Source organism: Amycolatopsis sp. lyj-23, assembly GCF_046549135.1.
In the GTDB taxonomy this organism is placed as follows: domain Bacteria; phylum Actinomycetota; class Actinomycetes; order Mycobacteriales; family Pseudonocardiaceae; genus Amycolatopsis.
Genome location: NZ_JAJPWN010000007.1, coordinates 228,652 through 252,151 on the forward strand (window position 1 = coordinate 228,652; position 23,500 = coordinate 252,151).

General features: G+C 73.5%; 14 protein-coding genes. 1 reads left to right on the plus strand and 13 read right to left on the minus strand.

The genetic code is table 11. From position 1 onward, the window contains the following. Positions 1-39: 39 nt before the first annotated feature. From ACLJPY_RS19265 to ACLJPY_RS19315, 11 genes are all read right to left on the minus strand, one after another. The gene (locus ACLJPY_RS19265) at positions 40-1,005 is read right to left on the minus strand and encodes an ATP-binding cassette domain-containing protein (RefSeq protein WP_410590233.1); all 966 of its coding nucleotides are present in this window, start codon (positions 1,003-1,005) and stop codon (positions 40-42) included. After that, positions 1,005-1,208, minus strand: a complete 204-nt coding sequence (locus ACLJPY_RS19270) for an MbtH family protein (RefSeq protein ID WP_410590235.1) — start codon at positions 1,206-1,208, stop codon at positions 1,005-1,007. Before ACLJPY_RS19270 ends, ACLJPY_RS19265 begins: the two co-directional genes overlap by 1 nt. 77 nt (positions 1,209-1,285) lie before the next feature. Next, positions 1,286-2,104: an ABC transporter permease gene (locus ACLJPY_RS19275; RefSeq protein ID WP_410573142.1), complete on the minus strand. Its 819-nt coding sequence runs from the start codon at positions 2,102-2,104 to the stop codon at positions 1,286-1,288. Beyond that, positions 2,101-12,240, minus strand: coding sequence for an amino acid adenylation domain-containing protein (locus ACLJPY_RS19280; RefSeq protein WP_410590237.1), 10,140 nt, complete (start codon positions 12,238-12,240; stop codon positions 2,101-2,103). Before ACLJPY_RS19280 ends, ACLJPY_RS19275 begins: the two co-directional genes overlap by 4 nt. Continuing rightward, positions 12,240-13,205: a pyridoxal-phosphate dependent enzyme gene (locus ACLJPY_RS19285; protein ID WP_410590238.1), complete on the minus strand. Its 966-nt coding sequence runs from the start codon at positions 13,203-13,205 to the stop codon at positions 12,240-12,242. Before ACLJPY_RS19285 ends, ACLJPY_RS19280 begins: the two co-directional genes overlap by 1 nt. Continuing rightward, on the minus strand, positions 13,196-14,413 hold the full coding sequence (locus tag ACLJPY_RS19290; protein ID WP_410590239.1) for an acyl-CoA dehydrogenase family protein: 1,218 nt from the start codon (positions 14,411-14,413) through the stop codon (positions 13,196-13,198). Before ACLJPY_RS19290 ends, ACLJPY_RS19285 begins: the two co-directional genes overlap by 10 nt. After that, positions 14,410-15,027: a DUF2786 domain-containing protein gene (locus ACLJPY_RS19295; protein WP_410590240.1), complete on the minus strand. Its 618-nt coding sequence runs from the start codon at positions 15,025-15,027 to the stop codon at positions 14,410-14,412. Before ACLJPY_RS19295 ends, ACLJPY_RS19290 begins: the two co-directional genes overlap by 4 nt. Before the next feature lie 3 nt (positions 15,028-15,030). Further along, entirely contained in the window at positions 15,031-15,309 is a 279-nt protein-coding gene (locus tag ACLJPY_RS19300; protein ID WP_410590242.1) for an acyl carrier protein, read from the minus strand. 87 nt (positions 15,310-15,396) lie between these two features. Beyond that, positions 15,397-17,073, minus strand: coding sequence for a phytoene desaturase family protein (locus ACLJPY_RS19305; protein WP_410590243.1), 1,677 nt, complete (start codon positions 17,071-17,073; stop codon positions 15,397-15,399). 106 nt (positions 17,074-17,179) lie between these two features. After that, positions 17,180-19,750 (minus strand): FtsX-like permease family protein, encoded by a 2,571-nt coding sequence (locus tag ACLJPY_RS19310; protein ID WP_410590244.1) that lies wholly within the window; start codon positions 19,748-19,750, stop codon positions 17,180-17,182. Continuing rightward, positions 19,750-20,544, minus strand: a complete 795-nt coding sequence (locus tag ACLJPY_RS19315) for an ABC transporter ATP-binding protein (protein WP_410590246.1) — start codon at positions 20,542-20,544, stop codon at positions 19,750-19,752. The genes ACLJPY_RS19310 and ACLJPY_RS19315 overlap by 1 nt, the downstream gene beginning before the upstream one ends. 153 nt (positions 20,545-20,697) lie before the next feature. Between ACLJPY_RS19315 and ACLJPY_RS19320 the strand changes: the two genes are divergently transcribed. Next, a complete protein-coding gene (locus tag ACLJPY_RS19320; protein WP_410590248.1) occupies positions 20,698-21,975 on the plus strand; it encodes a sensor histidine kinase in 1,278 nt (425 codons plus the stop codon). Between the two features lie 7 nt (positions 21,976-21,982). On the opposite strand, the gene ACLJPY_RS19325 is transcribed toward ACLJPY_RS19320, so the two are convergent. Both ACLJPY_RS19325 and ACLJPY_RS19330 read right to left on the minus strand, forming a co-directional pair. Further along, the gene (locus ACLJPY_RS19325; protein WP_410590250.1) at positions 21,983-22,627 is read right to left on the minus strand and encodes a LuxR C-terminal-related transcriptional regulator; all 645 of its coding nucleotides are present in this window, start codon (positions 22,625-22,627) and stop codon (positions 21,983-21,985) included. 55 nt (positions 22,628-22,682) lie between these two features. Then, positions 22,683-23,498 (minus strand): hypothetical protein, encoded by an 816-nt coding sequence (locus ACLJPY_RS19330; RefSeq protein WP_410590252.1) that lies wholly within the window; start codon positions 23,496-23,498, stop codon positions 22,683-22,685. Between the last annotated feature and the right edge of the window lie 2 nt (positions 23,499-23,500).

Sequence of the window (23,500 nt, forward strand, 5' to 3'; positions counted from 1 at the left end):
GGCCTCCTGCTGCCGCCGCCCGGCTTCGGCGTCCGCCGGTCAGCTGACCGGCGGACGTCCGGTCAGATCGAGGAACACCTCGTCGAGCGTCGGGCGGCGCAGTGCGAAGTCGGTGTACTCCACGCCTGCGTCGCGCAGGGCGGCGGCCGCGGCCGCGATGCCGCCGGCCGTGTCGGGCAGTTCGACCGCGATGCTGCGCTTGCGCTCGTCGACGGTCACCGACGAGCCCGGCACCCGGGACAGCGCCGACACCGCGGGGTCGAGCCACTTGGGGTCGGCGACGGCGACTTCGAGCCGCTCCGCGCCGATCTTGCGCTTGAGCTCGTCGGCGGTGCCCTCGGCGATCACGCGGCCGTGGTCGATCACGATGATGTGGTCGGCGAGGTAGTCGGCCTCTTCGAGGTACTGCGTGGTCAGCAGGACCGTGACGCCTTCGTCGACCAGGCCCCGCACGATGCCCCACAGCGTGCTGCGGCTGGCCGGGTCGAGGCCGGTCGTCGGCTCGTCGAGGAACAGCACCGACGGGCGGCCGATCAGGCAGGTGGCCAGGTCGAGCCGCCGCCGCATGCCGCCCGAATAGGTGCCGACCGCGCGGTCGGCGGCCGCCGTCAGGTCGAAGCGTTCGAGCAGCTCGGTGGCCCGCTCGCGGGCCCCGCGGCGGCCGAGGTGCAGCAGGGTGCCGAGCAGCTGCAGGTTCTGCCGCCCGGTGAGCAGCTCGTCGACCGCGGCGTACTGGCCGACCAGGCCGATCCGGCGCTGCACCTCCTTCGCCTGCGTGGCCACGTCGAACCCGGCGACCCGGGCGGTGCCGCCGTCCGGGCGCAGCAGCGTCGCCAGCACCCGCACGGTGGTGGTCTTGCCGGCGCCGTTGGGGCCGAGCAGGCCGAGCACCGAGCCCGCGGGCACCCGCAGGTCGATGCCGGCCAGCGCCTGGTGGTCGCCGAACCCCTTGCGCAGCCCGGTGACTTCGATGGCCGCTTCGCGGTCGAGCGCGTCGCTCGCCATCAGACGGCGTCCCGCAGGCTCTTCGGGCGCAGGTCCGTCCAGGTCGCCTCGACGTGGGCGACCGCGTCCGCGCGGGAACTCTCCCCCAGCGAGACCTCCCACCCCGGCGGCACCGCGGCGAACACCGGCCAGATGCTGCGTTCTTCCTCGGCGTTGACCAGGACGAGGAACCGGCCGTTCTCGTCGTCGAATGGACTCGTCACTTCACATCTCCGTCTGTGTCGGCTGGCTTGCTGTCATGGTGTTCGGACCGGCTGACGGTGCGCTGACCGCCACCTGACTACGCGATCGTGCGGTACTTGCGGAAGCTCAGCCCCCCGGCCAGCACCAGCGTGACGACCAGGGTGATCGCCACGACGACGCCGGGGTGCTGCGCGGGGAACCCGGTCTCGTCGACCGGCGTGCCCCACAGGCGGCGGACCGCGGTGGTCACCGAGCTGACCGGGTTCCACTCCGCGACCGGCCGCAGCCACACCGGCAGGCGGTCGGTCGACATGAAGGCGTTGGAGAGGAAGGAAAGCCCGAGCGTCGCGACCGCGCCGATGCCGTCGATCGCCTCGGGGTTGCGCAGCGACAGGCCGAGCAGGATGCCGACCCAGATCATCGCGTAGAGGAACACGACGAGCAGGGCGAGCCCGCCGAGCAGCGGCAGGAACCCGGTGTGCACGCGGCCCCCGACGAGCAGGCCGGACGCCACGGTGATGGCCAGTGCGATCAGGCCGACCACGAAGTCGCCGAGCGAGTGCCCGATGAGGACGGCCGGGCGGACGATCGGCAGCGAGCGGAACCGGTCGGTCAGGCCGCCGTTGAGGTCGGTGGCCACCGCGATGGCGGTCGGCGCGATGCCGGCCAGGCCGACCTGCATCAGCGCGGCGGGGAACAGGAACTCCGGGTAGCTGCCGCTGCCCGGCACGATCACCGCGTCCTTGAACACGTACCCGATCGCCAGCATGGTGATCAGCGGGTTCAGCGTGACCGCCAGCAGGCGGCCGGGAACGTTGCGCAGGTGGGTGAGGCGGCGCCCGGCGAGCGCCAGCACCTCCGCCACGCCGTCGCCCAGCGCGGACCGGCGGCGCTCCGCCGGGGCAATCACAGTCATTCGTCCTCCTCGGAAGAGCCGTCCAGTGCGGCGGCGACGATGCGGCCGATGGCGGCCTGTGCTGGTCCGTGCATCATGAATTCGTGCCCGCAGCCGATGCGGTGCGTCTCGATCGCCCCGTCGACGTACGGCGCCCAGCGGCCGGGCCGCTCGGCGAGGTCGGCTTCGGAAAGGCCCTCGGCCGCCAGGAACAGCCGGAGGCGGCCCGCGAACCGGGTGGGTTCGTACCGGAGGGCGAGCTCGCCGTTGTTGCTCATCACGTCGAGCACGCGGGTCATGCGGTCCTCGCCGATCCCGGCCAGCCGCGACCCGCCGCGGCGCAGGACGTCGATGACGGCCGCCGGGCTCAGGTCCGCACCGGTGAAGTCGCCGGCGTCGTGGCCGAGGTGTTCGAGGAAGCTGACGAGCAGTTCCTGCCGGGTCGGCGGGGTCTGGCCCGCCGCGTCGACCGGGAAGCTGTCCAGCACGCAGAGGGTTTCCACGCGCTCGCCCGCCTCCTGCAGCTGCACGGCGATCTCGTGCGCCAGCAGGCCGCCGAACGACCAGCCGAGCAGGTGGTACGGGCCGGACGGCTGGATCGCGCGGATCCGGGCGGCGTACTCCTCGGCGACGTCCTCGACGCTGACCGGCAGCTCGGCGTGCCCGCCGATGTTCGGCGACTGCAGCCCGTACATCGGGCGGCCGGGATCGAGGTGCTGGACGAGCCCGAGGTAGGGCAGGCTCAGCCCGAGCCCGGCGTGCACGCAGAACAGCGGTTCGCGGTCGCCGTCCGGCCGGATCGGCAGCACCGGGGCGAACGGGTCGAGCACTTCCCCGCCACCACCGTCGCCGGTGCCGGTGCCGGCCAGTGCGGCCAGGCGTTCGACGGTCCCGTGCGTCAGGACGTCGGCCACGGTGAACCGCAGCCCGGCGTTGCGGGCCAGCGCGACCAGCCGCACCGAGAGCAGGCTGTTGCCGCCCAGGGTGAAGAAGTCGGCGTCGACGTCCACCTCGGGCAGGCCGAGCGTCTCGGCGAACGCCAGCCGCAGGACCTCCTCGGCCGGGGTCTGGTGGTCCGCTTTCGTCGTCGGGGCGGGCAGTTCCGCGTGGTCGAGCTCGCCGGCGGCGGTGAGCGGGATCGCGGTGAGCTCCACGATCGCCGACGGCACGGCGAAGTCCGGCAGCTCCCGCGCGAGGTGCTCGCGCAGGTCGCCGGTACCGCCGCGGGGCACGACGTAGGCGACGATCCGGTCGTCCCGGACCACGACCTCGGCCGCCGCGACGCCGGGGTGGCGCAGCAGCGCGGCCTCGACCTCAACGAGCCGGACGCCGAACCCGCGCGCCCGCACGGTCCCGGTGACCGGCTCCAGCCGGCGGTCGAGCCGGCGGCGGACGACATCGCCGGTGCGGTACATCCGGGCGCCGGGCTCGAACGGGTCCGCGACGAACCGCGTGGCGGTGCGGCCGGGCTCGTCCGCGTAGCCGCGGGCGAGGGCCGGACCGGCGAGCCAGAGTTCGCCGTGCCCGCCCGGCGGGACGGGCCGGAGCGTCTCGTCGAGCACGTAGGCGCGGGCGGATCCGGGCAGGCAACCGGGTTCGGCGCGGCCGGTGAGACCGCGGTGGTGGACGTGGACTTGCGCACCGGCCCGCTGCAGCCGCTCGGTCAGCGGAGCGGCGAGCGGTTCCCCGGCGACGAGGAGGCGGACACCGGCGAGGGCGGGTTCGTGCCGGGCCGCCAGCGCCCGCACCTGGTGACCGGTGGCGAACAGCACCGCGGGCGGTTCGCCTTCGAGCAGCCGCGCGAGGGCGGCGGCATCGCCGGTCCCGGTCTGGGTTTCGGTTTCGGTTTCGGCGAGGTGCACGGAGCCACCCGCGGCCAAGGCGGCGAGCACCACGGGGAGGGCACCGGGCAGGTCGGGGACGATGACCCGGGCACCGTCGGGAACGGATTCGCGCAGGGCGGTGACGGACTCGGCGAGCGCCCGGCGGGTGAGGATCGTGCCGTCGGGCAGGTGGGCGGCCGCGTGTCCGGGAGCGATCGGTGTGGTGCCGGGAAGTTCCGCTTCGCCGGAAACCTCGGCCTGCGCGCCGGCCGGGCGGTCTTGCTCAGCCACGCGCGCCGCCGGGATGCCGCCGGAGAGCCCGGCCTCGCCGGAAGCCACCAAGCCACCCGCCGGGCGGTCTTCCTCGGCCACGCGCGCTGCCGGGATGCCGCCGGAGAGCCCGGAAGCGGCCTGGTTGCCTGCCGGGCGGGTTACCTCGAGCACCACGCCCGGCTCCTCGGCCGGGTCGGCCAGCCGGTACGCCGCCCCCGCTTCGAGGGCCGCCAGGACGTGGACCACGCGGTCCGCCGGTGACTGCGCCGCGACCGTCACCGTCCACTCCGGACCCACGCCGCTCGCCGTCAGCTTCCGGGCCTCCGTTGTCACGCGGCGGCGCAGCTGGGCGTGGCTGAGCCGGCCGCCTTCCCAGACCAACGCCGGGCCGCGGGTGTTCCGCAGAGCCGGCAGCTCGGCCGGCTCCGCCGTCACCGGCGAGGCCGGTTCCGCCGGGCTCAGCTCGATTCCGCTCAACGGCCGCTCCGGGTCCTCGGCGACCACCGACAGCAGCCGGTTCAGGCGGGTGGCCAGCAGTTCCGCCGTCTCCGGGGTGAACAGGTCCGCGCAGTACTCGATGCTGCCTTCCAGGCCGCCTTCGGCCGGGCGCTCGCCGAACTGGAACGTCAGGTCGAACTTGAACTTCGCGCCCGTCGGCGGCAGGACCTCCGGCCGCACCTGCAGCCCGCCGATCGAGAACCGCGGGTCCGGGACCTCGTAGTAGGACAGCATCACCTGGAACAACGGCTGGCGCGCCAGCGACCGCGCGGGCCGGGCCATCTCGAGCAGCAGCTCGAACGGCAGGTCCTGGTGCGCGTACGCCTCCAGGTCGGTGTCCCGCACCCGGCCGACGAGCTCGGCGAACGTCGGGTTGCGGCCGGTGTCGGTGCGCAGCACCAGCGTGTTCACGAAGAACCCGACGAGGTCGTTGGTCACCTCGTCCGAGCGCCCCGCGACCAGGCTGCCCAGCGGGATGTCCGTGCCCGCGCCGTGCTTGGTGAGCAGCGCGGCCACCGCCGCCTGCACCACCATGAACACGCTGGCACCGGACCGGCGGGCCAGTGCCGTCAGTGCCTGGTGGACGGCCGGCGGCACCGCGAAGTCCACCGAGCCGCCGCGGAACGCGGTCGCGGCCCGGCGCGGCCGGTCCGCCGGCAGCCGCAGCTCTTCGGGCAGGCCGTCGAGCGCGTCGCGCCAGTACTCCCACTGCCGGTCCGCCGCCTGCCGGTCGTCGAGCAGCTCACGCTGCCAGACCGCGTAGTCGGCGTACTGCGCGGGCAGCTCGGCCCAGCCGGGCTCGGTTCCCCGCACCCGGGCGTCGTAGGCGGTGGCCAGGTCGCGCGCCAGGACGTCCACCGACCAGCCGTCGCCCGCGATGTGGTGCAGGACGAGCAGCAGGACGTGCTCGTCGCCGACGCGGTAGAGGGTGGCGCGCAGCGGCCGGTCGGTGGCGAGGTCGAACGCTCGGCTCGCCTCGGCCGCCAGCACCGCGGAGAGCGCGTCCTCGGCGACCGTCGCGGTGGCGAGCGGGGACTCCGGGGCGTGCGGGAGCACCCGCTGGTACGGCACCCCGTCGACGTCCGGGAAGACCGTGCGCAGGATTTCGTGCCGCTCGACGACGTCGCCGAGCGCGGCGGCCAGTGCGGCCGGGTCGAGGTCGCCGCCGAGCCGGACGGCCAGCGGGATCGTGTACCCGGCGCTCTCCAGCCGGTTGAGGAACCACATCCGGGTCTGCGCGTGCGACAGCGGGATCCGGTCCGGCCGGTCGAGCTTCCGGAAGCCGGCCCCAGCCTGGCCCGCGGAGACCAGGCGGCCGGCCAGCCTGCTGACCGTGCGCGCCTCGAAGAGGTCGCGAATGGACAGTTCGGCGGCCAACGCCGACCGGACCCGGCTCACCACCGAGTTGGCCAGCAGGGAGTGCCCGCCGATGACGAAGAAGTCGTCGTCGATCCCGACTTCTTCGACGCCGAGCACGTCGGCCCAGATCTCGCACAGCTTCGCTTCGACCGGGGTGCGCGGGCCGCGGGCGGCGGCGCCGGCGGGCTGTTCCGGGGCGGGCAGCGCCTTGCGGTCGATCTTGCCGTGCGCGGTCAGCGGGAAGCGGTCGAGGACGACGTACGCGCTCGGGACCATGTAGGCGGGCAGCTGCTCGGTCAGGTGCGAGCGCAGTTCCCCGGCGGTGGCGGTGCCGGTGACGTAGGCGACGAGCCGCCGGTCGTTGCCCGTGCCGTGCACGGTGACGACGGCTTCCCCGACGCCGGCGTGCGCGGCGAGGGAGGCTTCGATTTCGCCGAGTTCGATGCGGTGCCCGCGGATCTTCACCTGGAAGTCCCGGCGCTCCACGAACTCCAGCTGCCCGTCCGGGCGCATCCGCACCCGGTCGCCCGTGCGGTACATCCGCGTGCCCGGCTCGCCGAACGGGTCGGCCACGAACACCGCCGCCGTCTTGACCGGGTCGCCCACGTAACCGCGGCCGACCACCAGGCCGCCGACGAACAGCTCGCCGATCGCCCCCAGCGGCACCGGACGCAGCTCGTCACCCAGGACGTACAGCCGGGAATTCCGCACCGCACGGCCGATCGGCACCGCCTCGGCACCGGACCGGATCACCGCGTGCGTCACGTCGTCCGAGCACTCGGTCGGCCCGTAGGCGTTCACCAGCGGCACGTCCGGGAAGCGGGCGAACCACCGCGCACACAGATCCGGCGGCAACGCCTCGCCGGTCACGACGAGCCAGCGCAGCCCGGAGACGTCCGGCTGCCCGGCCAGGTCCCACGAGTCCAGCGCCGCCCGCAGCAACGACGGCACGACCTCCAGCACCGAAACGCCTTCGCCCCGGATCAAGCCGAACAACGCGTCCGGATCCGCCGCCACGGCCCGCGACACCACCCGGACCCGGCCGCCGACCAGCAGCGGCGCCAGCATCTGCCACACCGAAACGTCGAACGTCACCGGCGCGTTCTGCACCACCAGGTCCGACGACTCCAGACCGAGGTCCTCCACCTTCGCCAGCAGGTGGTTCACCATCCCCCGGCGGTGGACCATCGCGCCCTTCGGGCGACCCGTCGAACCCGACGTGAAGATCACGTACGCGAGGTCCAGACCGGCGTCGCCACCGGCGATCGGGGCCCACTCCTCGTCTTCGGCGTCGTCCATGACCACGATCGCGGTGTCACCGCCGGCGATCTCGGCCGCCAGGTCCGCGAAGCCCGCGCCGGCGACGACGGACGCGGCGCCCGAGTCCGCCAGCAACCCCGCCAGCCGCGCCACCGGCAAGGCCGGGTCCAAGGGCACGTACGCCGCCCCGGACCACAGCACGCCCAGCACGGACGTCACGAAACCCACCCCGGGGTCGGCCAGGATCCCGACCACGCCGCCGCCCAGCCGTCGGGACAACGCACTCGCCCGGCCGGCCAGCGACCGGTACGAAACCCACGCGCCGCCGTCGGCCACCGCGGGCGCGTCCGGCGTGGTCAGCGCGAACTCGCACACCCGCGAGACGACGTCCGCTCCCACCGGCCCGGTGGCTCCGGCGCCCTGCTCCAGTTCCGCTGCGGGCACGACGTCGATCGCGCCGAGCCGCACCGAGGAATCGGCGATGGCGGTGTCGAGCAGGTGCCGGAACACGCCGGTGAGCCGGCCGACGCGCTCGGCGTCGAACGCCTCGGGTGCGTAGTCGAAGCGGAAGGCCAGTTCGGCGCCCGGGTTGACGACCAGGCTCAGCGGGTAGTGCCGGGAGTCCTCCGTGACGGCGTCGAGCACCCGCACGTCACCGCCGAGGACGATCTCGGTCTCCTGGCCGTCGGCGGGCACGTTCTCGAAGACGATGGCGGTGTCGAACAGCTCGCCGGTGCCGGCCAGCCCGGGCACGTCGTTCTGCACCTCGGCGAGGCCGACGTGCTGGTAGGCCGACATCCGCGCCTGCTGGTCGCGCAGGGACACCAGGAGGTCGTCGAGGGGGCGCGCCGGGTCGAGCGCGGCCCGGACCGGCACCGTGTTGATGAACATGCCGACCATGGTTTCCACGCCCGGCAGCTCGGCCGGGCGCCCGGAGGTCACCGAGCCGAACACGACGTCCCGGCGGCCGGTGAGCCTGCCGACCAGGATCGCCCAGCAGGCCTGCACGACGGTGTTGAGGGTGAGCTCGTGCCGGCGCGCCCACGCCACCAGTTCGGCGGTCTCCTCGCGGGTCAGCACGACCTCGGCCGACTCCGGCACCGCCTTCAGGTGGCCGTCGACCTCGGGCGCCACCTTCGTGGGCTCGGTGAGGCCGTCGAGAACCTCGCGCCACGCCTGCCGGGCCTCCTGCTCGTCCTGGCGGCCGAGCCAGGCGAGGTAGTTCCGGAACGGGGCCACCTCCGGCAGCGCCGCCGCCGGCCCTTCGGTGTACAGCGTGGCCAGCTCGCGGATGAGGATCGGCACCGACCAGCCGTCGGTGGCGATGTGGTGTGCGGTCCACAGGAACCGGTAGCGCCCGGCGGCGATCTTGATCAGGGTGAACCGCACCAGCGGCGGGTGCGCGAGGTCGAACCGGCGCTCACGGTCCTCGGCGGCCAGCCGGGCCAGGCGTTCCTCGCGGTCGGCTTCGGGCAGCGTGGAGAGGTCGAGCTCGGTCCAGGGCAGGCCGACCTCGGCCGCGATCAGCTGCACGGCGTCACCGCCGCGGCGGTGGCGGAAGTAGGCGCGCAGGGTCGCGTACCGGCGCAGCAGCGCGGCACACGCCTGGCGCAGCGCCTCGACGTTCAGCGGGCCCGCGAGGTCGGCGGTGGCCTGCACGGTGTAGACGTCGACGCCGTCCGGGTCGAACTCGGAGTGGAACAGCAGGCCCTGCTGCAGCGCGGACAGCGGCAGGGCGTCTTCGATGCGGCCGCCGTCCGGCGCCAGCTCCCGCCGCTCGTCTTCGGTCAGGTCGATCAGCGGACCGTCCGAGACGACGACTTCGGAACCCGGCTCGCGGACGGCGACCTGCTCGGCGATGGCGGCCGGCGTCCGGCGCTCCAGGATGTCGCGCGGGGTGAGCTCGATGCCCGCCGTGCGGGCCCGGCCGGCCACCTGGATCGCGCTGATGCTGTCGCCGCCGAGGGCGAAGAAGTTGTCGTCGATGTACACCCGCGGCACCGAAAGCACCTCGGCGAGGATGTCGCAGACGACGGTCTCGACGGTGTTGCGGGGACGGCGGCCGACCACCTCGGCGCGGAAGTCCGGCGCGGGCAGTGCCTCGCGGTCGACCTTGCCGTGCTCGGTCAGGGGCAGCTCGTCCAGCACGACCAGTGCCGAAGGCACCATGTAGTCCGGGAGCAGCTGCTGGGCGGTGCTGCGCACGGCACCGGCGTCGATCGGGGCTTCGCCGTCGACACCGATGAGGTAACCGGCCAGGCGCTTGCCGCCGTCGGCGTCGGTGAGCACGCGCACGACGGCGTCCAGCACGCCGGGCACGGACCGCAGGACGCTTTCGATCTCGCCGAGCTCGATGCGGTGCCCGCGGATCTTGACCTGGAAGTCGCGGCGCTCCACGAACTCCAGCTGCCCGTCCGGACGCAGCCGGACCCGGTCGCCCGTGCGGTACAGCCGCTTCCCGGCTTCACCGAACGGATCCGCGACGAACACCGCCGCCGTCCGCGCGGGGTCGCCGACGTATCCCCGGCCGACCACCAGACCGCCGACGAACAGCTCGCCGACCGCACCCGCAGGCACCGGACGCAGCTCGTCCCCCAGCACGTACAGCCGCGAATTCCGCACCGCGTGGCCGATCGGGACGACGTCGACGGCGGACCGGATCACCGCGTGCGTCACGTCGTCCGAGCACTCCGTCGGACCGTAGGCGTTCACCAAGGGCACGTCCGGGAACCGCGCGGACCACCGCGCGCACAAGTCCGGCGGCAACGCCTCGCCGGTCACGACGAGCCAGCGCAGCCCGGAGACGTCCGGCTGCCCGGCCAGGTCCCACGAGTCCAGCGCCGCCCGCAGCAACGACGGCACGACCTCCAGCACCGAAACGCCTTCGCCCCGGATCAAGCCGAACAACGCGTCCGGATCCGCCGCCACGGCCCGCGACACCACCCGGACCCGGCCGCCGACCAGCAGCGGCGCCAGCATCTGCCACACCGAAACGTCGAACGTCACCGGCGCGTTCTGCACCACCAGGTCCGACGACTCCAGACCGAGGTCCTCCACCTTCGCCAGCAGGTGGTTCACCATCCCCCGGCGGTGGACCATCGCGCCCTTCGGACGGCCCGTCGAACCCGACGTGAAGATCACGTAACCCAGGTCCGGACCGGCGTCGTCTCGGGAAATCGGGGCCCAGTCCGCGTCTTCGGCGTCGTCCAGCAGGACGACCTCGGTGCCGGTCCCGGCCGCCGCCACGACTTCGGCCGCCAGGTCCTCGAACCCGGCGCCCACCACCACGGCGTCCGCGCCCGAATCGGCGAGCAGCCCGGCCAGGCGGGCCACCGGCATCCCGGCGTCCAGCGGCACGTACGCGGCGCCCGACCACAGCACGCCGAGCACGGCCGCCACGAAACCGACCCCCGGCTCGGCCAGCACGCCCACCAGACCGCGGGCCGGGAGCCGGCGGGACAGCGCGCTCGCGCGGCCCACCAGGGAAGCGTAGGAAAGCCAGTCGCCGCCGTCGGCCACCGCCGGCGCGTCCGGCGTGGCCAGCGCGATGTCGCACACGCGCGTGACGACGTCGGCGCCGACTTCCCCGGTGGCACCGATGCCGGACGCCAGCAGCTCGCCGAGCTCGTCCGCGGACACGACGTCGATCCCGCCGAGCACCGCCGCGGACCCGGCTTCGGCGAGGCGGCCGACGAACCCGGCGAGCCGCTCCAGGTGCGCGGCGACGCCGTCGGCGTCGTAGAGGTCGGGGTTGCCGTTCAAGTGGATTTCGATGGTGTCTTCGGTGACGTCCAGCACGGTCAGCGAAAGGTCGTTGGTGATCCCGGTCGACAGGTTCATCACGCGCGTGTGGCACTCGCCGAGCCGCAGGCCGGGCTCGGGCGGCAGCACGTTGACGAACGGGCCGCCGAACGGGCGGCGCTCGTCGCTGCGCACGCCGATGTCCCGCCGGATCTGGTTGACGTGGTAGCGCTGGTGCTTCAGCGTCGCGGCGAGCTCGCTCGACGCCTGGGCCAGCAGTGCGGCGATCGTCGTCTGCGGCTCGACGACCATCCGCAGCGGCAGGTAGTTCGCGACCATGCCCGGGGTCGCCCGCGAGCGCACGCCCGCGCGCGCCGCGACCGGGACGGTCAGCAGCAGGTCCTTGATGCCCGAAAGCCGTTGCGTGTAGGCCGCCATCGCGGCGATGAAGAACGTCGGCAGCGTGACCTTCGCGGCCGCGGCCGCCTCCCGCACGGCCTTCGCCGTCTCCGGGGGCAGGGTCATCGTGCGCCGCAGGAACCCGCGGGCCGGCGCCGGCTCCTTGCCGGACAGGCTGACCAGGTCGGGGGTCGTGTCGAAGTGCCGGCTCCAGAACGCCTTGTCCCGCAACCGGTGCGGGGAATCCTGGTAGGCGAGGTCGGCGTCGAGCAGCAGCCGGAACGGCGGCAGCGCGCTGCCGCCCGGGTCCTCCCCCTTCAGCAGGGCGTTGTAGAGCTCGCCCAGCCGGCGGTGGCAGATCGCCGCGCTGAAGCCGTCGCCGATGAGGTGGTGCGTGGTGAGGTACCAGAAGTGGCGCTGCGCGCCGACCTTGATCAGCGCGCCGCGGAACAGCGGGAAGTCCTCGAGCGAGAACGGGTGCCGCATGTCTTCGTGCATCCAGTCGAGCGCGGCGGCCGCCGGGTCGGCCTCGGCGGTCACGTCCGGGTAGCGGATCGGGAGCTCGGTCAGCGGCTCGATGAGCTGCCGCGGTTCGCCCTCGACCTCGACGAACCGGGCGCGGAAGCATTCGGCTTCGTCGGCCAGCGCGCGCAGGGCCGCCCGGAACACGTCGACGTCCAGCGGGCCGGTGATGTCCAGGTAGTCCGCCATCGCGTAGGCGAGGCCGCCACCGGACAGCTGCTCGTCGTACCAGACGTCGGTCTGTGCGGTGGACAGGGGCAGGAACGCGTCGACCGCGGTCATCAGGGCACCTCGAAGAGTGTTTTGGCGTACGGGGATTCGTGTTCGGCCCCGGCGAGCAGCGCCTCGGGGCCGTAGTTGTCCTTCACCCACTGGTCCTGGTAGATCGTGTCCAGGTAGCGGTCACCGAGGTCCGGCGAGATGACCACCGCCGTGGCCGCGTCGTTCTCCGCCAGCCAGCCCAGTGCGCCCGCCAGCACCATGCCGGAGCCGCCGCCGAGCAGGAAGCCGCTCAGCGCGAGCCGGCGGCACGCGCGGATCGCGGCCGCCTCGTCGACGCGGACCAGGTCGTCCACGAGGGACATGTCGATGACCGGGAACCGGACGCTGCTGCGCACGGCGGTGCTGCGCCGGGCCGCCCGCGGGCCGGGGCCGACGCATTCGACGGCCACGATCCGCACCTGCGGCCGGACCTGGCGCAGGTAGCGGGCGCACCCGGTGAGCGTGCCCGCCGAGCCGACCCCGACGAACAGCACGTCCAGGTCCGGCACGGTGCGCAGGATGTCCGGGCCGGTCGAGCGGAAGTGGGCCATCCAGTTGCCCGCGTTGACGTACTGGTCCAGCCACGTGTAGCCGGCGTTCTCCGCGCACAGGCGGCGGACGAGCCGCAGGCCCGCGGCCGGGTCCGGGGCGACCAGCACCTCGGTGCCGAGGTTCTGCATCAGCTGGCGGGTGAGCAGCGTGCTGCGCGGGTCGGTCACGCAGACGAACCGGTACCCGCGGCTGGCGGCGACCAGGCTCAGCGCGACGCCGAGGTTGCCCGACGACGTCTCGACGATGGTCGAGCCCGGGCGCAGCACGCCCGCGCGCTCGGCCAGCGTCACCATCTCCAGCGCGGGCTTGAGCTTGCTGGAGCGCGCGAAGTTGAAGCCTTCGCACTTCATCAGGACCCGGCGGCCGACGACCTGGTGGAGGTCGACGTAGAGGTCCGTGACGTCGAACTCCTCCGGCCTGGTGATCACCTGCACGACGAACCTCCGGCCGGCGACGTCCCGGCGTGCGCGGGGAAGGGCTCGCCGCGGCCGACCTTGCCCGCGAGCAGCCCCTGGAAGACGGTGAGCTTCTGGATGTTGCCGGCGCCTTCCATGAATTCGACGCCGCGCGCGTCCCGGACGAGCTTGTCCAGCGCCGGGTGGTCCCAGCGGGCCCGCGGGCCGAAGAAGCCGCACGCTTCGAGCGTGGCCTCCTCCGCCAGCCGGCACGCTTCGGCCTTCGCCGCCGAGGCGAGGTGCCCGCGGGAGCCGTCGGCGTCGACCTCGACCGCGGACAGGTGCACGAGGTGGCGGACGCCTTCGATGCGCCGGCCCAGCTCCTCGAGCCGGTCCCGGCCGGCGCGGTCGAGCGGGCCGCCTTCGGCGGCCACGTAGTCGTGGGCGGCCGCGGCGATGCCGACCGCGATCGCGGCGACGCCCGGCCGCAGCCGGTTGAAGGTCTGCACGCACGCCCACATGCCCCGCCGGGCGGGCGAGCGGTCCCGGCCGAGCACGCGCTCGGCGGGCACGGCGACGCCGTCCAGCGTCAGCTCGCAGATCCGCGCCGCGCGCAGCCCGAGCGACTCGAGCGGCTCGGCGCGGAACCCCGGGTCGGTCGTGTCGACCAGGACGGCGGTCACGCCGAGCGGGCCCGGCGCGGTGCGGGCGAACACCACCCCGAGTGCGGCGCGGGCGGCGTTGCCGACGTACTTCTTGCGGCCGTCGAGGCGGTGCCCGCCGCCGGCCGCCGCCGTCAGCGCCGTCTCCAGCGCGGTGGCGTCGGAACCCCGGTCCGGCTCGGTGAGTGCGAAGAACGTCCACGTCGGACGCTCGAGGAGCCGTCCGTAGAACCACTCCTTCTGCTCCCGGTCGGCCAGGACGTCGACGAGCACGCCCGACATCGACGCACCCGGGCTGGCGAGCATCAGGCCGGCGTCGCCGCGGGCCAGTTCTTCGAGCACCACCACCCGCTCGATCGCCGTCATGCCGTGGAAGCGGTGGGCGCCCAGGCGCAGGCCCGCACCCCCGAACTCCGCCGGGACGAGCATGGTGGCCAGGCAGCGGACGCCGGCCAGGTCCAGGTGCTCGCCGACGGCGTCGGGGTCGGTGTCGAGGCCGGCGCCCGCGGTGCGGAACTCCGCACCCCACTGCCGGGCCGCGTCCCGCAGCGTCACCAGCCGGTCGTCCAGCACGGTCGCGCTCACGCCACGGCCTCCGGGGTGTAGGCGCCGGCGAGCAGCTCGGAGACGTCGGCGACCTCACCGGCGCCGCCGCGCGTGAACCCCGCGGCGCCCAGCAGGCGCAGCAGGACGCGGTCGGTTTCGGTGAGCCGCCGGTGCAGGTAGGCCAGCGCCGCGGGCGGCGGGCCCGCCTCGTGCGCGGTCAGGAACGCCCGCACCTCCAGCTGGCCGGTCAGTGCCTCGGCGACGGCGCCCTGGACCATCTGACGGCGCAGCAGGGTCGTGTCGCCGCTGCGCCGCCCGCCGAGGTAGGCCAGGCCCGAATCGAGCAGGGCGCCGGACAGGCCGAGCCGCAGCCACACCGCCCCGGTCGCGAGGACCGGGTCGGGGTGGCCCGCGGGACGGCCGGTCCGCACCAGGACGACGGGACCGCCCGGCAGCTGCGCCGTCCGGACCACGAGCACGTCGCCGTCCGCCGGCCCGGCCGGCCGGACCGCGACGCCGCCGGCCCCGGACGCGGACGCGCCCGCCGGCAGGGCCGCGTGCAGCACCGCCAGCGCCGGGGCCAGGCCCTCGGCACGGGCGGTGTCGTGGCACCGCAGCCAGGTCGCCGTGAGCGGCGGCGAGATCGTGGTCATCGCTCAGGCGGCCATTTCTGCCGAGACGAACCGGGCGAGCGACCCGACCGATTCGAAGTGGCTCATTTCGAGGTTCTCCGCGTCGAATTCGATGCCGAGCGCTTCTTCCAGCTGCATCAGCAGTTCCAGCACGCCGGTGGAGTCGAGGCCGGCGTCCGCGAGCCGGGTCTCCGGGCCGAGGTCGCTCACCTCGGTCTCCAGCACGGACTCGAGTGCGGCGCAGATCCCCGCGACGACGCGCTCGTCCAGGACCTCCGCCGATCCAGCCACGGTTTCCGTCACTTAGCTCACCATTCCCTTCGTGAAGACAGCAGCCATTACCACGGGCCCGGAACCGGGCCTCGAGTTCTTTTTCCGCCGTGGCGGGTCTTATCCGGCGACGACCCGGTCGAGCAGGGCGAGCCCGCGCGCCTCGCGCCGCCGCAGCCCCCGTGAGGTCCGCAGCGGGTCCCAGCCGGGTTCGCGTTCCGGGAGCAGCTCGGGATTGCCCAGCGGCCCCTCCGTGAGGACCGGGCGGCCGAGGATGGCCGAAGCGCACAGCGCGCCGCCGGTCGCGACCCCGACGATCCCGCCGCCGTGCAGGATGCTCTGGCCCGTCAGGTAGAGACCGTCGATCCCCGAATCGATGTCCGGCCGTTGCCCGACCCGGCCCCAGGTGTGCAGGCCGTAGGCGCTGCCGCCGGTGGAAAGCGTGTAGCGCTCCTGCGTCAGCGGCGTCGACGTCTCGACGTGCACGAGGTGCTCGCGGAACGGCCCGATCGCCGCCTCGGCCAGGTCCAGCATCTGCTCGGTCAGCCGGTTCTTGGCGGACAGGTACCCCGGCTCGCGGCGGTAGCGGCCGCCGTGCGTCGGGCCGGTCTCGAGGCCCCAGTGCGCGTACCCGGGCGGGCAGGCCGTCATGATCTGGAAGTTCATCTGCCCCGGCGGGCACGCCGAACCCGGCACCGGGTCCTTCAGCGAAGCGAAGGACAGGAACGCGAACGGCAGCTCGTCGAGCCGGCCCGCCTCGACCTGCGCGTACGCCGCGTCGACGTCTTCACCCGGCCAGTACCAGATGTTCGCGCTCGGCAGCGGCAGTTCGCGGTCCAGTGCGACGTAGCAGACGGCCAGCGGCAGGCGCATGGTCGCCGTCTCCGCGCGCGCCACCACGGGCTCGGGCAGGTTTTCCCGGCCGCCGCACAGTTCCAGGACGGTGCGCCGGTAGTCCGCATTGGACACCACGACCGGTGCGGTGTGGACGGTCCCGTCGGTCAGCCGGACGCCGGTCACCCTGCCGCGGTCGATCAGGATCCGGTCGGCCCGCGTGCGGGTGAGCAGCGTGCCGCCGTGCGACTCCAGCAGTTCGACGAAGGACGCGGCGATCACCTGGCCGCCGCCCTCCGGGTAGTAGGCACCGCGCAGGTAGTCGTCCAGCATCATGGTGTGCGCGACGACGAGCGTGCCGGCCGGAGCGGACCCGTAGTTCCCCGACTGGGCGGCCAGGACCGTGCGCGCCCGGGCCGACAGCCCGCAGTGGTCGAAGAGCTGGGCCAGCGTCCGGCGGCTCCAGCGCAGCAGCACGGCCGGCACCTTCGCGCCCGGACCCGCCGCGAAGGCGGACTCGCGGCAGGCCTGGGCGACGGCGGCGCAGATGCCGGTGTAGCGGGTCAGGCCGTCGGCCTCCCCGGGCAGCGCGGCCCGCAGCCGGTCGGCGTAGCGGTCCCACCCGGTCGGCACGTCCACGGTGACGCTGGGCAGGACGATCCGGTCGAACCCGTCGGGGTCCATCGGGTGGAACCGCACCCGGTCACCCAGGCCGAGGCCCGAGAGCACCCTCGGCAGCAGGCCGTCCGGTCCGCAGTCGCCGAGGTAGTGCACCCCGACGTCGAACTGGTAGGCCCGCCGCCGCCGGAACACGTGGCTGTTGCCGCCCGCGACGTCGTGCTGTTCGAGCACGAGGACGCGCATCCCGCTCGCCACCAGGTAGCCGGCGCACACGAGGCCGCCGATCCCGGAGCCGACCACGATGGCGTCCCAGCGCCCGGCGGCTTTCTCTTCGGTGTCCACGCCGCGACGCTATGCCGGAGCGGTGACCTCGGGCTGACCGCGCGCTGACAATCTGGGGGAGAGTCGTCAGCGCGGCGCTGGGGTCTTCCGGCCGGCCCGAGGTCACCTATTCAGGGGCGAGCGTCGAAGGCGACGGCCTGGTGCGCAACGTGAACCACGTCGGCGCGCAGGTGGCCACCACCGTCAGCACGACGGCCAGCCCGAGTATCACAAGATATATCCACAAAGGACCCGACGGGAAGGGGCTGTCCGACACCGCCGCGCTGAACGGCACCAGCATCGACGCCGCGACCAGCGTGCCCAGGAACGCCCCGATGGCCGCCACGATCCCCGCTTCCACGGCCATCATGCGCATCACCTGCCCGCGCGTGGACCCGATGAGCCGCTGCAGCCCGAACTCCCGCCGCCGGTCCGCCGTCGCCATCACCAGCGTGTTGACCATGGAAATCGCGGCGTACACGAGCAGCAGCCCGACGATCAGGTAGTTGACCCAGGCGTTGGCCTGCACTTCGGCGAGGAACGCCTTGGTGAGCGCCTCGCGACCGGCCACCTGCACGCCGTCGACGTCCCCGGCCCGGCTGCGCAGCGACGCGAGCAGATCGGCTTCCGGGGTACCGGGCTGCGCCACGACGAGGATCCGGTCGGCCGACCCGGCGGCCGTGTGCGGCGCCAGCGTGTCGGCCGGCATCAGCGCGGACGCCGAGGCCGCCGTGCTCCGCAGCGTCGCGACGACGTCCAGGGTCGCCAGCGAGCCGTCGCCCAGCCGCATGACGATCTTCGCGCCGACTCCGACGCCCAGCCGCTGCGCGAGGTCCGCGGGCAGGGCGATGGTGTTCCCGTGCAGTGCGTCGAGCTGTCCGGTCGCGACGATGCTCTCCCACGCCTTCGCCACGCCGTCGGCCGTGATGCCGGTGAGGTCGACGCCGTCTTCGTCCTGCGTCGCGTCCGACGGCTTTTCGTTGTAGCCCTTGCTCGTCACGAACGCCGTGGCCCCGGCGACGCCGGGCGCCTGCTGCACCTTCGCGATCAGGCCGGGCGGCAGGTCACCGGTCGCCGACGTCACCACGGCGTCGGCGAGCAGGGAATCGGTGTACTGCTTCTCCGCGACCGCGACCTCGGTGGTCTGGAAGTACAGCATGAAGATCGCGAGCCCGGTGGCGAGCATGATGGGCGTGACGGCACCGGCCATCGGCATCCAGCGCGCCCGCGCGTTCAGCGAGGCCAGGTAGCCGGGCAGGCCGCCGAAGGCGCGGATCGGCCGGCGCAGCACCGCGACCAGCAGCTTGGTCAGCCCGGGCGCGAACAGCGCGACGGCGGTCGCCACCAGCGTGACGGCCGGCCCCGCCGTGCTCGCCGCGAGCGGGCCGTCGACCACGGTGATCGTCAGGTAGGCCAGCGCGACCGCGCCGATCAGGCTCGACACGCCCAGCCACAGCCGGGTCGGGGTCAGCCAGCGCGTCGGGATCGCGGTCTCCCGCATGGCTTCGACCGGCCGGGTGCGCCCGGCGTACCGGGCCGCGACGAACGCGGCGCCCCACGCCGAGCCCAGGCCCACGATCGCCGCGGCGACGACCGGGTAGAAGCCTTGCTCGAACTTCAGCACCGGCTGGATCACGCCGAACCCGGTCAGCCGCCCGAAGAGCCAGCTGCCGAGGAGCATGCCGGGGAAGATGGCCAGCGCGGTGCCCAGCGCGCCGATGATCATCGCCTCGCCGGTGATCATCCGGCTCAGCTGGCGCGGGGTCGCGCCGATCGCCCGCAGCATCGCCACCTCGCGGCGGCGCTGCTGCACCGAAAGGGTGAGCGTGCTCGCGACGACGAACATGGCGACCTGCGCCGCGAGACCGCCGAACACCGCGGCGAGGATGATCAGCAGCTCGCCGTCGCCGGCGGCCTTGGCGAACTCGGCCGAGCCGCGGGCGTCGCCGGTCAGCGTCACCGCGTTCTTCTCGTGCAGCGCGGTCGCGATCTGCGCGCTGACGGCTTTGGCGTCCGCCCCGGGCGCGAGCTGGACCCCGAAGGCGTCGACCTGCCCGGCCGCCGGCCGCAGCCCGGCGGCTTCGGCGGGCGAGAAGAACACCGCGTCGGCGGCCATCTTGCGGCCGGCGTCGGCGATCCCGGTGACCAGGTAGGAGTGCACGCCCCCGCGGACGGCGATGTCGGTCTTGCTGCCGGCGTGCGCCCCGATCCGGGCCGCGGTGGCGGCATCGAGCACCACTTCGCCCTCGCGGATCGGCGCGCCGCCGTCGACCAGCCGGTAGGGGGCCAGCTCGGCGGAAACCCAGCTGTGGCCGGCCTGCGTGCCGGGCACCGACGGGCCGCCGGAGAGGCCGAGCACCTCGGCGTGGAAGGAGACGTCCGGGACGACGTGGGCGACCCCGGGCACGCCGCCGATCGAGCTCGCGAGGCGTTCGTCGAGCCGGACGCGCTCGGACAGCGTCGCGGTCTCGTGGTCGGCGTCCTCGCCGTGCCCGACCGTGGGCAGGTTGTAGGACTGGTTGCCCGCCACGACGACCGGCGCGGCGGCCAGGCGCTGCGGCGGGATCACGGTCCGGATGCCGGTCTCCATCAGGCCGCCGCAGGCGAGCATGACGGCCGTGCCGACGAACACCGAGACCAGGGTGGCGATGAACCCGCCGGTGCGGTGGCGCAGGGTGCGTACGACGAGGGTCAGCATCAGCGCGTCAGCTCGCTCAGCCAGGGGCCTTCCTGCGGCCGCTGCTCGGTGCGGGCGACCAGGTTCGTCATCCGGCGGGCCACCTCTTCGGGGTTCGGCTGCCGCAGCTCGTCGACGACGCGGCCGTCGGCGAGGAACAGCACGCGGTCGGCGTAGGAGGCGGCCACCGGGTCGTGCGTGACCATCACGATCGTCTGGCGCGACACGGTCTTCGCCTCGCGCAGCAGGGAAAGCACTTCCTGGGCCGAGCGCGTGTCCAGCGCGCCGGTCGGCTCGTCGGCGAAGATCACCTCGGGGTGCGTGACGAGGGCGCGCGCGATGGCCACCCGCTGCTGCTGCCCACCGGAGAGTTCCGCGGGCCGGTGGCGCCGCCGCTGGCCGAGCCCGACCTGCTCGATGACCCGGCGCACGAGCGCCGGGTCCGCCCGGCGACCGGCCAGCCGCAGCGGCAGCGTCACGTTCTGCTCGACGTCGAGCGCGGGCAGCAGGTTGAAGGCCTGGAAGACGAACCCGATGCGGTCGCGCCGCAACCGGGTCAGGTCGACCTCGCGCATCACGCTGAGGTCCGTGCCGCCCAGGACCACCGAGCCGGACGTCGGCTTGTCCAGCCCGGCCGCGCAGTGCAGCAGCGTGCTCTTGCCCGAACCGGACGGCCCCATCACCGCGGTGAAGGTGCCGCCGGCGAAGCCCGCCGTCACGTTGTCGAGGGCCAGCACCTGGGCCCGTTCCTTGCCGTACGCCTTGCGTACGGACAGCAGCCGCACGACGTCGACCGTGTCGTCTTGGTGGTACATCTGCGGCTCCCCTGCGGCGGCTTCGCTTCGTCCGTTCGTTACCGCGATCACGTTACGAAGCCGCGGGCCGGTTTCCGAGGGTGCTAGGGAGCGGATGTTTGCGGGGGTTAGCACTACCGCGGGGAACGCCCCGGCCTGCGCATAATGGGCGCCATGACTAGCGGAAGCCCGGTCGCCACGATGACGCGGTCGCTGCTGCGCGACGGCGGGCTGGCGACGGTGCGCGGCGGCGCGCTGGCCGTGGTGGCGGTGACCGAACTGGTGATGTTCGTCGTCGTGGTCACCGCCGGCTCGCTGATCGGCGTGGGCGTGGGCCTGTTCATGCTGCCGCCGGCGGTGCTGCTGGTGCGGTCGCTGACCGACCGGGTCCGCGCGTCGGCCGACGCGTGGTCGGGTGTCCGGATTCCTTCCCCGTACCTGCCGGAGCCGGCCGGGAGCACGGCGTTGCGCCGCTGCCACCACCTGCTCGGCGACCGCGCGAACTGGCGCGACGCGCTGTGGCTGCTGGTGGACAGCTCCGTCGGCATCCTGCTCACGCTGACCCCGCTTCTGCTGGTCCTGCACGGGATCCGCGGGCTGACGATGCCGTTCGTCGTCGGCTCCGACGCGGGCGAGTGGCTCGGCAGCTGGTACGTCGTGCTCCCGGTGGACGACCAGCCGACGGCCTGGTTCGCCGCCATCCTGGGCCTGGCGCACTTCCCGCTCGCGCTGTGGAGCGCACCGCACCTGCTGAAGCTGCACGCGCGGCTCGCGGCCACCCTGCTGGCCCCGACCGAGGTGACCCGGTTGACCAACCGCGTGCAGCACCTGGCGGAAAGCCGCGACGACGCCGTGGGGTCGCAGGCGACCGAGCTGCGCCGGATCGAGCGCGACCTGCACGACGGCGCGCAGACCCACCTCGTCGCCATGGGCATGACGCTCGACGCCGCCATGCGCGTGCTCGATTCCCACCCCGAGGCCGCGCGGTCCTTGATGGACGAAGCGAAGAACAGCTCGGCCAAGGCGCTGCAGCAGCTGCGCGACCTCGTCCGGGGCATCCAGCCGCCGGTGCTGGTCGACCGCGGCCTCGCCGACGCGATCCGCACCCTGGCCATCGAAAACCCGCTGCGCATCGAGACGACGATCGACCTGCCCGGCCGTCCGTCACTGGCGGTCGAGACCGCCGCGTACTTCTCGGTGTCCGAAGTGCTGAACAACGCGATGAAGCACTCCGGTGCCGACAGCGGCGCGATCAACGTCCACTACGACTTCGGCCGCCTGGTCATGAACATCAGCGACAACGGCCGCGGCGGTGCGAACACCGAAGGCGGCACGGGACTGCGCGGGATCGAGAAGCGGCTCGCCCCGCTCGACGGCTTCATCACGATCCTCAGCCCGCTCGGCGGCCCGACCATGGTGACGATCGAAATCCCCTGCAGCCTCGAGCCCTGAGCGCCGCTCAGTGCTTCAGGTAGGCGAGCACGGCCAGCACCCGCCGGTTGGCGTCCTCGGACTGCGGCAGGTTCAGCTTCGCCAGGATGTTGTTGATGTGCTTGGAAACCGCCTTCTCGGAGACCACCAGCTCGCCCGCGATGTTGCTGTTGGACCGGCCTTCGGCCATCAGCTTGAGGACCTCGCGCTCCCGGGGCGTGAGCCGTTCCAGCCGGTCGTCGCGCGTGTTGTGCGTCAGCAGGCGGGTCACCACGTCCGGGTCCATCACCGTGCCGCCGAGCGCGACCTGGCGGACGGCGTCGACGAACTGGCCGCCGTGGAACACGCGGTCCTTGAGCAGGTAGCCGACCGAGCCTTCGCCGTCGGCGAGGAGTTCGTCGGCGTACAGGCGTTCCACGTACTGCGAAAGGACGAGCACCGGGAAACCCTGGATCCGGCGGCGTGCCTCGATCGCGGCCCGCAGGCCTTCGTCGGTGAACGACGGCGGCAGCCGGATGTCGACGATCGCGATGTCCGGCCGCTCGCGCAGCATGGCTTCCAGCAGGTCCGGGCCGTTGTCCACCGCCGCGCTGACCTCGAACTCGTGCGCTTCGAGCAGCCGCACCAGACCGTCCCTGAGCAGGAACTGGTCCTCACCGATGACCACGCGCACTCGTCCGTCCCCCGCTTCGCACCCGACCGCCGACCACGACCATCTTAGGGAAGCGTCAATCGGACTCGGCGACCACGCAGATCCCCAGCGCGCGGCGGCGCGGGTCGTAGTCGGCCAGCAGCACCGGACCGGCGGCCGTGCCGCCGGCGAGCGGTGCCCAGAGCCCGGTGCACGGGAACTCCGGCGGCGCCACGACCGCGTCCGGCCGCGAACCCAGCCCGGCGAGCCCGCGGCCGATGACGACGGTCTCCGCCGGCTCGAACTCCGGCAGGGCGTCCGGCGCCACTTCGGGTGCGTAGCCGACGCGGACCGTCCGGCGGCCACCGGCCTCGAACAGCAGCGCCGTGGCGGCGTCGCCGATCGGGTCCGGCGTGTCGTACGGCGTGACGCCCTGGTCCATGATCAGGACCAGGGCGCGCCGGAAACCGTGGCGCCGCACGTACGAGCCGGCGATCCGCAGGGCGGTGAACGGGGCCAGGCTCCCCTGCCCCGAAACGGAAAACACGAGCGGGTGGCCCGGCAGCACGGCGGTGAGGTTCACCGGCGCCGACAGCCGCGGGTCGAATTCGGGTGCCGCGTGCGCGACGATCGCGAGGTCGATCCGATCGCCGGACAGCTGCCCGGCGAGCAGTTCCCGCGCCATCGCGAGGAAGGGGTTGCCGCGCGCCCGCGTCACCCGGTCGGGCCGGAACCCGATGTCGTGCCCGCGGCTGAGGTCGGCGAAGTACCGGTGCAGCTCGGGGACGTCGATCCCGCGGTCGCCGGGCGGGAACTCGCGCCGGGTCGCCAGGGCCAGGCGCAGCGGCAGCGGCTGTAGACCCGGCGCGGGCGCGGGCGCGGAGGACAGGGTGGTCGCGGACGCGCGGTACATCT

Coding starts and splice junctions, on each gene's coding strand:
- ACLJPY_RS19275 (WP_410573142.1), bottom strand. CDS start 2,104: ATGACTGTGATTGCCCCGGCGGAGCGCCGCCGGTCCGCGCTGGGCGAC.
- ACLJPY_RS19330 (WP_410590252.1), bottom strand. CDS start 23,498: ATGTACCGCGCGTCCGCGACCACCCTGTCCTCCGCGCCCGCGCCCGCG.
- ACLJPY_RS19315 (WP_410590246.1), bottom strand. CDS start 20,544: ATGTACCACCAAGACGACACGGTCGACGTCGTGCGGCTGCTGTCCGTA.
- ACLJPY_RS19280 (WP_410590237.1), bottom strand. CDS start 12,240: ATGACCGCGGTCGACGCGTTCCTGCCCCTGTCCACCGCACAGACCGAC.
- ACLJPY_RS19310 (WP_410590244.1), bottom strand. CDS start 19,750: ATGCTGACCCTCGTCGTACGCACCCTGCGCCACCGCACCGGCGGGTTC.
- ACLJPY_RS19265 (WP_410590233.1), bottom strand. CDS start 1,005: ATGGCGAGCGACGCGCTCGACCGCGAAGCGGCCATCGAAGTCACCGGG.
- ACLJPY_RS19320 (WP_410590248.1), top strand. CDS start 20,698: ATGACTAGCGGAAGCCCGGTCGCCACGATGACGCGGTCGCTGCTGCGC.
- ACLJPY_RS19295 (WP_410590240.1), bottom strand. CDS start 15,027: ATGACCACGATCTCGCCGCCGCTCACGGCGACCTGGCTGCGGTGCCAC.